Annotated in this window: 13 protein-coding genes; 2 read left to right on the plus strand and 11 right to left on the minus strand. The window is 56.5% G+C overall.

Annotated features, from left to right (window positions below; translation table 11 throughout):
• Positions 1-360 (plus strand): NusG domain II-containing protein (locus tag NTW26_06945; GenBank protein ID MCX7021993.1); only part of this gene is annotated, 360 nt, incomplete at its 5' end.
• 7 nt (positions 361-367) lie between these two features.
• The gene (locus NTW26_06950) at positions 368-868 is read left to right on the plus strand and encodes a Gx transporter family protein (GenBank protein ID MCX7021994.1); all 501 of its coding nucleotides are present in this window, start codon (positions 368-370) and stop codon (positions 866-868) included.
• Here NTW26_06950 and NTW26_06955 read toward each other — a convergent pair.
• The 11 genes from NTW26_06955 to NTW26_07005 form a co-directional block, all read right to left on the minus strand.
• Complete coding sequence (locus tag NTW26_06955; GenBank protein ID MCX7021995.1) at positions 812-1,081, minus strand: hypothetical protein; 270 nt, start codon at positions 1,079-1,081, stop codon at positions 812-814. The genes NTW26_06950 and NTW26_06955 overlap by 57 nt on opposite strands.
• Positions 1,081-1,269: a hypothetical protein gene (locus tag NTW26_06960; GenBank protein MCX7021996.1), complete on the minus strand. Its 189-nt coding sequence runs from the start codon at positions 1,267-1,269 to the stop codon at positions 1,081-1,083. Before NTW26_06960 ends, NTW26_06955 begins: the two co-directional genes overlap by 1 nt.
• A gap of 113 nt (positions 1,270-1,382) precedes the next feature.
• Entirely contained in the window at positions 1,383-1,946 is a 564-nt protein-coding gene (locus tag NTW26_06965; protein MCX7021997.1) for a hypothetical protein, read from the minus strand.
• Positions 1,939-2,217 (minus strand): hypothetical protein, encoded by a 279-nt coding sequence (locus NTW26_06970; protein MCX7021998.1) that lies wholly within the window; start codon positions 2,215-2,217, stop codon positions 1,939-1,941. Before NTW26_06970 ends, NTW26_06965 begins: the two co-directional genes overlap by 8 nt.
• Positions 2,218-2,390: 173 nt before the next feature.
• On the minus strand, positions 2,391-2,669 hold the full coding sequence (locus NTW26_06975) for a hypothetical protein (protein MCX7021999.1): 279 nt from the start codon (positions 2,667-2,669) through the stop codon (positions 2,391-2,393).
• 91 nt (positions 2,670-2,760) lie between these two features.
• Positions 2,761-3,084 (minus strand): hypothetical protein, encoded by a 324-nt coding sequence (locus NTW26_06980; protein ID MCX7022000.1) that lies wholly within the window; start codon positions 3,082-3,084, stop codon positions 2,761-2,763.
• Between the two features lie 49 nt (positions 3,085-3,133).
• On the minus strand, positions 3,134-3,445 hold the full coding sequence (locus tag NTW26_06985; protein ID MCX7022001.1) for a DUF3467 domain-containing protein: 312 nt from the start codon (positions 3,443-3,445) through the stop codon (positions 3,134-3,136).
• Between the two features lie 96 nt (positions 3,446-3,541).
• Complete coding sequence (locus NTW26_06990) at positions 3,542-3,892, minus strand: hypothetical protein (GenBank protein ID MCX7022002.1); 351 nt, start codon at positions 3,890-3,892, stop codon at positions 3,542-3,544.
• Positions 3,892-5,970, minus strand: a complete 2,079-nt coding sequence (locus NTW26_06995; GenBank protein MCX7022003.1) for a hypothetical protein — start codon at positions 5,968-5,970, stop codon at positions 3,892-3,894. The genes NTW26_06990 and NTW26_06995 overlap by 1 nt, the downstream gene beginning before the upstream one ends.
• Positions 5,971-6,188: 218 nt before the next feature.
• Entirely contained in the window at positions 6,189-6,800 is a 612-nt protein-coding gene (locus NTW26_07000; GenBank protein MCX7022004.1) for a DUF2335 domain-containing protein, read from the minus strand.
• A gap of 304 nt (positions 6,801-7,104) precedes the next feature.
• Positions 7,105-7,671, minus strand: coding sequence for a hypothetical protein (locus NTW26_07005; GenBank protein MCX7022005.1), 567 nt, complete (start codon positions 7,669-7,671; stop codon positions 7,105-7,107).
• Positions 7,672-8,285 lie beyond the last annotated feature (614 nt).

Here is an 8,285-nt window from a genome sequence, read left to right on the forward strand (position 1 = left end):
ATGGCACGCTGGCGGCTGAAACCTCTGGACATCCCGCTGGCCGTCGTGCTCTCGGCGGCGGCGGTGATTCCCTGGATGCTCCCCGATGAGCCGGGCGCCGTGGCGGTCGTCACTTACACCGGCGGTGAGCTCCGCGTCGGCCTCGACGAGACGCGGACCTTGGTGCTGGAGGGGCCCGTCGGCAAAACGGTCGTCAGAATCGAGGGCGGTCGGGCCTGGGTGGAGAGCTCGGACTGCCCCCAGAAGCTCTGCGTGAAGATGGGGAAAATAGACAAGGCGGGCGAGGCGGTCTGGTGCGTGCCCAACTGCGTCGGGATTCGCATCGAGGGGGGAAGCGGTGTTGACGCCGTTACCCGTTAGGCGGGTCGTGGAGAGATACCGGGGTATCGGCCTGCTGGCGCTGGCCCTGGCCCTCTACGTCCTGGAGGGGCTCCTGCCGCGTCCGGTCCCCTGGTTCCGCCTCGGGCTGTCCAACATCGTCGTCCTTCTGGTCCTGGTGAGGCAGGGACCCCTGCCGGCCCTGAAGCTGAGCCTGATTCGGACCGTCCTGGGCTCCCTCTTCCTGGGCAATCTCCTGACGCCGATAATTCTTTTGAACCTTGCCGGCTCCGTGGCGAGCTGGGGGGCGATGACCGCCCTGTTGCCGCTCTACCCCCGGCGAGTCAGCCTCGTGGGCGTCTCTCTCACCGGGGCGGCGTTCCACGCCACCGCCCAGTGGGCGACGGCGATTCTCATACTGCTGCCGGGCCTCGCCTGGGGCCTTCTGCCGCTCATCCTCCTCCCCTCCCTCGCCGCCGGGGTGGTCGTCGGGTTAATTACCGCGGCCGTCGTCCCGCAGGAACCCGACCTCCGTCTCCAGCCGGGCTAGACACCCGTCCTGCTCCCGGTTGACGAGCTGTTGCGATTCCAGCTCGCCGCGTATTTCCCCCCGCATCTCCCGCACCTCACAGCGCAGGTCCTCAATCTGGGACGACAGGCTGGCCCACTGCACGCCCCACAGGGCCGCGATGAGTACGGGGAGGATAACCCGCACCAGCCACTTCAGCCAGCTCTTCTCGCCGTTGCCGGTTTTCTTTGTCATCAGCAACCCCCGAAGATGACGCCGAAGAGGCCGAGCCAGAAGAAGGTCAGAACGACCACGGCGACCACGTCCACGATGAGGAACCAGAACCGCATCCGGGCGTCGGTCGCCTTGTCCTTGCGGAGGCAGACGATGACGGCCAGGAGCAGGAGTACACCGGCGAGGAGGTAGTAGAGAAGGTCGGGCATGGGTTCCTTTCGGGTGGTTGTCGCTCACTTTTTAACAGCAAATCCCGTTGTTGCTCACTTTCCCCGTTTCATTAACAGCTACAGGTGTACCCAAATCGGGTGCACTCGTACCCTCAATGGGTACAGATGGCGGTCGAATCGGGCCGGAGGCCGTCGTACCAGTGCGGCGGCGTCTCCCGGTAGGCGTGGACCTGAGTCCAGGGGTCGAGTTCCACGGCGATGTGCCAGTATTCGTGCAACTTGAAGTACCCCTCGACCCAGGAGCGGTAGAAGTACCAGGGGTGGTAGAGCCCCGCGGCGACTAGGGAGTCGCGGATGTCATCCCGCCGCCACTTGGGGCACGGTGAACCCCAGAAACTCTCGGCGGTCAGCCGGGCGGAGTAGTCCACCGCGCAGCCGACCCAGTGGCCGTTGGCGTCGGTGTAATCCACGGGGTAGCTGCCCTTGCTGACGCCGGGCTCCGCGCCGGGGCCGCCCGGATCGAGGTCGGACTTCGGCCGGTAGCAGGAGTTCGCCACTAGGCAGCCCGCCGGGTCGCCGCCGTACTGGGCGATGACGATGGCCTTCCAGCGGTCGAGGGTTTCGATCAGCCGGCCGGTCCCCCGCATCCTCACGCACGTCCCCCGGCCATCCCGGGGCCCGGCGAGGTCGCCGGGGATGTCGAGTAAATCAGGCATCATCCTCCACCTTAAAACCGATGGCGTCCTTGACCGTGCCTATGTCAATCGTAGCCGTGGCCTTTTCCCGCGCCGCGGCCTGGACCCCGCGGACGATAACCCCGCCCGCCGCCACGCCACAAAGGCCGGTCCACCCGGCGATTGCCAGGCTTATGTCAACCAGCCCGAAGATGTGTAGGACCAGGATAACGACGAAGAGCCCCGCGAGGACGCAGAACATGAAGAGTCGCTGGCCGAACTCTATGCCGTCGCCGAAGTCGAAGAGCTTCATAATGTTCCCAATAAAAAAGGCCGCTCGTTAGCGGCCGATAACCCTTTGGAGACCCGAAGGTTAGTCCGCTGGGTAGAAGTGGCATAAAAAAACCGCCCAGTGGGCGGTTCTTCTTTAAAGAAAATCTTTTAAGACAGTTAAATATAAGAGGCTTATTTCCTTTACTGCTCTTATTATTTCATATTTGCATTTAAAATAAACATTTCAAGCCATTTTTTAGTATCAGATAATACCAATTGATGATTATTAATTTTGTATTTTAAGAAGTCATACCTTGCTTCTTTAGATTTTTTAAAAAGATTGGTATATGCAGTAATCATTGTATTATCCACTACACCTTTATCACGACAATCGCATAATAACTGTTCTCTTTTTGTATAAGAACTTGGATTAACATGAAAAGTATCTTCAATTATCTCATCAACTCTATGTAATACCGCATAAAATCTCACAATACATATCCAATCAAAATAAGTATCTGAGCAATTTTCCTCAAGCAGTTTTACTACTTGACAATTATGTACAATTTGATTACTTCTACAGTCACATTCCCTCATAGCCAAGTCCGATAATTGGACGATATCCTAATCGTACAATTTCTACAAATAAATTCCCAACTTCATCATTTATTATTTGTTCTTCAATATTATCCCTTGGATAATATTCAACGATAACATTATCATCTTCCTTAATACACTCCACACGCTTAAAAATCTCATAATTTTTGAAATTTCTTATTAGTTCAAATAGTAATTCCTCGTTGCTTGCGGTTTGGCTACTAAGATAAACAACTAAATCATCCCATGTATTTTTAGTTTCTCTACGATATGCAAAAGGCGCGAGTGCAAAAACATCCATATCACTCATCGGACCTCTATATACTACGCTTCTCTTTTGTGCGTACGGAGATGTTGCGTCAACTATCTGTTTTCCCACCATCTTCGCCTTTCTGTAGCTTACCTCTTATTTCTTCTCTAGCCCTAATTATATCATTTATAAGATCGCGTAATTGACTTGCAACAGGGACAGGTAATGTAATTCGTAATTTAATTGGCCTTGTTACGGTTTTCTCATCATCTTCAATTTCCTTCGGATCAAGATAAACAATATCACCAAAATCAATCGTAATATCATAAGGTGACATATTTACTTGTACAAAATCAGCATATTGACGAACTACATCTTTCGGTACAAAAGTGCGCACTTCAATTTCATTTTTTTCGCCCATTTGTACCCCTTTTTAACTCCAGAACTGTGTAGCGGAGAATACCTTGAGTTACCTTTCTTTGTCAACTGCCATTGAACCACCCGATCTTCTCGTCCATCACGCCCCCGGCAGGCAGGAGCCGAACAGCTCCAGGATTATCCAGCCGAACCAGACGCCGGCGGTCGAGGCCAGGCCGTCCCGCCAGCTGAACCCGTCGCCGCCGAGCCAGCCCACGTCCTCCCAGCGGACCCAGGCGTCCCAGCTGCTGTGCATGTGGAACGCGGCCCACAGAAGAAGGAGGCTCACCAGCCCCCCCAAGAAGTGGCCGAGCTTGTCGCCCGACCACCACGCATCTTTCGCCCAGCGCCAGGGCATTCGTTCCCCTTCCCGGTCGTCGGTCCACGAGCCGACGGTGATCTTCCCGCCCCGCGGCCCCCGGATGACCCGGTTGATGACGATTCGGTTCACTACGGCAGAGTCAGCGTGTAGCCAGTGAGGAGCACGCTGGGGGTTGCCGGGTTGGCGGAGGTGGTTACGTTGGTCGTGTGGATGCGGATGTACTTGAGCTCGGCGACCACGTCGGCCTCGGCGGTGGATGGTATCTGCGTCGCCGTGGCACCCACGCCGTCCGCGTCGGGGGCCGCTTCGGCGGCCACCCGGACGTAGAATCCGGTCGTACCAGGGGCGGCGCCACGGTCGCCGGTGTAGAGGATAAGGTCCGTGTTCCCCGCGGGGAGAACCCTGGTGGGGCCGGTCAGCCAGTACGCATCCAACCGCATCGGGTAGAACCGCTCCGGCACGGGCCAGGCTTCGTCCAGCTTGACCCCGTCCGCCACCGCGCCGCTGTGGTAGAAGGCATACCGCACCGGCGACCAGACGGAGGGCATGTTCCCGGCCCACTTCATCGGCCGGGAGCCGATGTTGAGGCAGCAGGCGTCCACCAGCAGCCCGGCGGCGGCCACCTGGCTACCCTGGATGGAGACCGTCAGCTCCGTCGCCGCGGCGCTCATCATGTGAACCACCCACACCCGCGTCCAGCTCGGGTAGTCGTCCTGGTCGAACGTGACCGGAGTGGAGCCCACCCCGTCGTCAACCTGAATCTTGAAGTTCTTCGCCGTCCCGGGCGTGTATTCCTTGATGAAGGCGCTGAAGCAGACGGTCTTGCCCTTGAGAAAACTCAGGACGCTGGAGATGGCGCCGATCCGTTGGCATACTCCGGCGCCGATGCCGGTGGTGTTATCCAGTCGGAGGCAGTTGTTGCCGAAATAGGGGGTGGTGGTGTAATACTGGGCCACGACTGTTCCCGTGTAGGGCTCCCAGTAATCGGGGTGGCCCGACAGGGCGGTCGTATCCCACCAGTGCCCAAAGCCGCCGTTCAGCATGAGGTTGACCGGGATCACGTCGTCGGCGGCGACGATTTCCAGGGCGTGGGACGAATGCGCCTTGAGGTTGTCCCCCTGGAAGGCGCCGAACTCGTCCACGTAGAAGGCGGGCGAAGTCCCCACCGAGGCGATGATGATCTCCAGCTTGGTCGCCGCGTTGGCCATGGTGTGTCGGCAAAACGCCTGCTGGAAGGTTCCGCTGAGGACGACGGAGAGGCCGGTGGTCGTCCCCACCCCGTCGTCTATCGTGACGGCCACGGTCCCCGCCGAGGACTGCTTCACCCAGCAGGAGGCGGTTATCGCCTTGCCGCTGTAATCGGCGAAGTTGGGGACGGCGTACTTGATCCCCCGGCTGGCGCCGCCGGTGGTGATTTTCACCGAGTAGGTCCCGATGCGGACGTTGCCCGCGCCGGACTCCTGTTGCACCGTCGTCGGGGCGCCGTAGAGCGCCCAGCCCTCGGGCGGGCTTTTTATCCCCGCCGGCCAGTTGTCGAAACGACCAAAGCGGATGATGTTCTGCCACGCCTCCGCCAGGAAGCAGGTGTTTTGATTGACCATCCCCGGTTCGAGGAAGCCGTCGTCGTGGGCTCCCGTCGTCCCGTCGTGCTCCACGTCGAAGGCGGTCTCCAGGTTGGTCAGGGAGGTGTCCACCTTCTCCGACTCGGTGGGCGAGCGGGCGATGTCGTCCGCGGTGAGCGCGTTGGGCGCGTCGTAGGTCAGGATCATCTCCGTGTTGTCCACCATCATGGTGAGGGTGACGGAGCCGGTGGACCAGACGAGGAGGGAATCTATGAAACCGGCGGAGGAGTAGTCCGCCGGGCCCGCCACGCCGTTCACGATGTCGCCTTCGTCGAAGCGCAGGTCGTCGTCGGCGAACATCGCCGTCTTCCACAGGCGCGTCCCGTCGCCGATGGTCACCTCGTGCTCGGCGTCGAAGAGCCCCGCGGGGGTGGTCACCCGGCACTCGGGGGCGCTGGAGCCGTGGTCCACGAAGTCCACGCCGAACCCCTGCCGGATGGCCAGGGCGTTGTTGGTGTCCTCGTTGTTGTCGTCGAAGTAGACGCCGTCAATACGCTTGGCGGCGTTGTCTCCCTCCTCGGGGGTGAGGTTCTTCGCCTCGAGGTCGGGGTAGGTGACGAAGTCGCGCGGCTTTCCGAGTGGCATGGTTCGCCTCCGCTAAATATGAATCAGGGCGTAGAGAAGGCCCCCCCGAAGGAGGGCCTGAGAGGGACAAGAGGCCAAACCGCTAAGGTAAGGCATTGTCCTACACGGTGGCCGCTCGTCAGCGGCCGATAACCCTTTGGAGGCCCGAAGGCTGGTCCGCCGGGAGGAAGTCCTACAAAAAACCGCCCGACGGGCGGTAAATAGATAACTATTTGATGTTATTTTTTCTTTTCTTTTTCCTTTAATGCTTTATTCCCAATTACAAACACACTAACAAGACCAACAATATCAAGCCCACCAATAATAGAAGCCACAGCAGTTTGACCGAAAACGCCTAATAAAATCGCACCAAGTAGGGCTAATGTGCCGATAGTAAAGCCTAAAATTGCAGAAAATTTCTCATTGCTAAGTTTGCTCTTTTCAATTTCATAATTGAATTCAAGTTCTTTATCTGTTAATTTGTGCGCAGATTCTTGCTCTTTCTCGGCCATAGCCATTATTCTATCAGCTGCCCCTGGCAATGTTTTCTCATACTCATTATACTCACTTGATATTGGTAATGGGCCCTTATATGCAAGCTGTGTTTCTCTAATAACATTAAAGAGAAGAACCTGAATGGCTCTCCTCTTCTCTTCGGGTAAATCTTGCTCTATCTCTGCTAGTAATTGACCAGTTTCAGTTTTATCAAATAATAACGCATCTTCGATTTCTGTAGGAAGTTCATCGGGTTCTTGTTTATTGGCTGGGTGTTCTTTCTCACTCTTAGATAAACCCTGCTTATTCTTTCTGTTGGATTTATCCTCGACGGGCATATCTTCTCTTTTGTCCATAACTCATCTTTTCCATCGAAATAGAAATATACTTACCCACCCTTTCCCAGTATATCCTAATATTATTATTCGGATTCCTGGGTTTAGCTTTCAATTTTATACTTCTTCTTGAAGTATTCCCAATGTCGAAAAGACTTGAGACCCCCCTCAAGATTGAGCCTCTACTTATCATGCTTGTTTTCATAGCCTTGACCCTATTTCTTGGGCGAAACACTTCAGCCATCTTGTCAGCCCAACGAAGTATATGTGCTTTTAATGAAACAGTCAAGAAAAAAGGTAATTCCCGTTCGACCATTGACTATCTTCACTCCGCCTTGTTGAACCACCCGATCTTGTCGTCGGGGTCGTAGTCCAGGTCCTTGTCCGAGAAGCAGCAGAACTCGTCCGCCGGGACGTAGGCCAGGTCCTTGTCGGAGAAGTGCGACCGCTCGCTCTCGCAGGGGACCGAGGCGCGAATCGTCACCGTCTCGAAGGTGATGGAGAGCGGACCGTAGCCGATGGCCCGCCCGTCGAGCTGCTGCATGATGCCGGTGGTCGCCGACACCCGGCAGAGGTAGTTTTCCGCCGTGTCGGAGTGGGGGTAGAAGTAGACCCGCCCGCCGATGTTGATCACACGGGAAATGAACCGCCGGCCCTCCGCGGTGAGGTAGGCATAGTGGACGGTGAAGACGCCGCGGTAGCCGACGATGCTCTCGGAGACGGTCCGGGAGGCGTTCGCCGCCGCATTGACTATCTTCTCCGGCACCCAGTCCTCGTCCATCCGGGTGAAGCCGGTGACCGGGAAGGTGAGGTCGGGAATGCCGACCGCTCCGCCGGTGAAGCTGACCTTGGGCCGCAGTTGGCCGCCTGAATCCGTGTCGCCCCAGGGCATCAATCCTCCAACCCATCCATTAAGGTGTTATCCCAAAGCGCCCGTTCTCTTAGCTCTTCAGCCCACGCAACGGGGTCTGCGGCTAACCTAGCGTAAGCCCTGTTGTTCTCCTCCAGTAACCAACGGCGCCAGGGCATTAGTCCTCCAGTTGAGCTCAGATAAATTAACACAAAACCTTAATAAAACCTTGACAGTTTCTTTTTTACCTGTGATACTTCATCTTTGGAAAGTCACGATTTCAACAAAAGAAAAGGAGGAACACATGCCGAAAACAGGAGACCTCAACCAGACCGCGGGAAATTACAAGCCGGATTGTACGCACAAAGAGTGCGCCGTCAACAAAGGCTCTAAATTCCCTCCGTGCCCGGTGTGCAAAAAGTCGGTATCTTGGACTCTAGTTCAGGCGACGAAGTAAATCGTCGCCCACTGTCACGCGCATCGTGTATTCGGATTGCCTCGGCGCTGTAGCCAAGCAACAACCCGCGAATACGATGCGCGTGAATCTCCGGTACATTACTAGACACCAGCCACTCGTATAAGTCCACAACCCACTTCGCGGATGCGAAGCCGCAATCGGCAATTCCATCGGCACGGACCACTACGAAGGGAATCAC

The organism is bacterium, assembly GCA_026398675.1.
GTDB lineage: Bacteria > RBG-13-66-14 > RBG-13-66-14 > RBG-13-66-14 > RBG-13-66-14 > RBG-13-66-14.

Bases quoted from the DNA above. Each gene is read 5' to 3' on its own strand.
- NTW26_06955 (MCX7021995.1), bottom strand. From the start codon at position 1,081: ATGACAAAGAAAACCGGCAACGGCGAGAAGAGCTGGCTGAAGTGGCTG.
- NTW26_06960 (MCX7021996.1), bottom strand. From the start codon at position 1,269: ATGCCCGACCTTCTCTACTACCTCCTCGCCGGTGTACTCCTGCTCCTG.
- NTW26_06965 (MCX7021997.1), bottom strand. From the start codon at position 1,946: ATGCCTGATTTACTCGACATCCCCGGCGACCTCGCCGGGCCCCGGGAT.
- NTW26_06970 (MCX7021998.1), bottom strand. From the start codon at position 2,217: ATGAAGCTCTTCGACTTCGGCGACGGCATAGAGTTCGGCCAGCGACTC.
- NTW26_06980 (MCX7022000.1), bottom strand. From the start codon at position 3,084: ATGAGTGATATGGATGTTTTTGCACTCGCGCCTTTTGCATATCGTAGA.
- NTW26_06985 (MCX7022001.1), bottom strand. From the start codon at position 3,445: ATGGGCGAAAAAAATGAAATTGAAGTGCGCACTTTTGTACCGAAAGAT.
- NTW26_06995 (MCX7022003.1), bottom strand. From the start codon at position 5,970: ATGCCACTCGGAAAGCCGCGCGACTTCGTCACCTACCCCGACCTCGAG.
- NTW26_07000 (MCX7022004.1), bottom strand. From the start codon at position 6,800: ATGGACAAAAGAGAAGATATGCCCGTCGAGGATAAATCCAACAGAAAG.
- NTW26_07005 (MCX7022005.1), bottom strand. From the start codon at position 7,671: ATGCCCTGGGGCGACACGGATTCAGGCGGCCAACTGCGGCCCAAGGTC.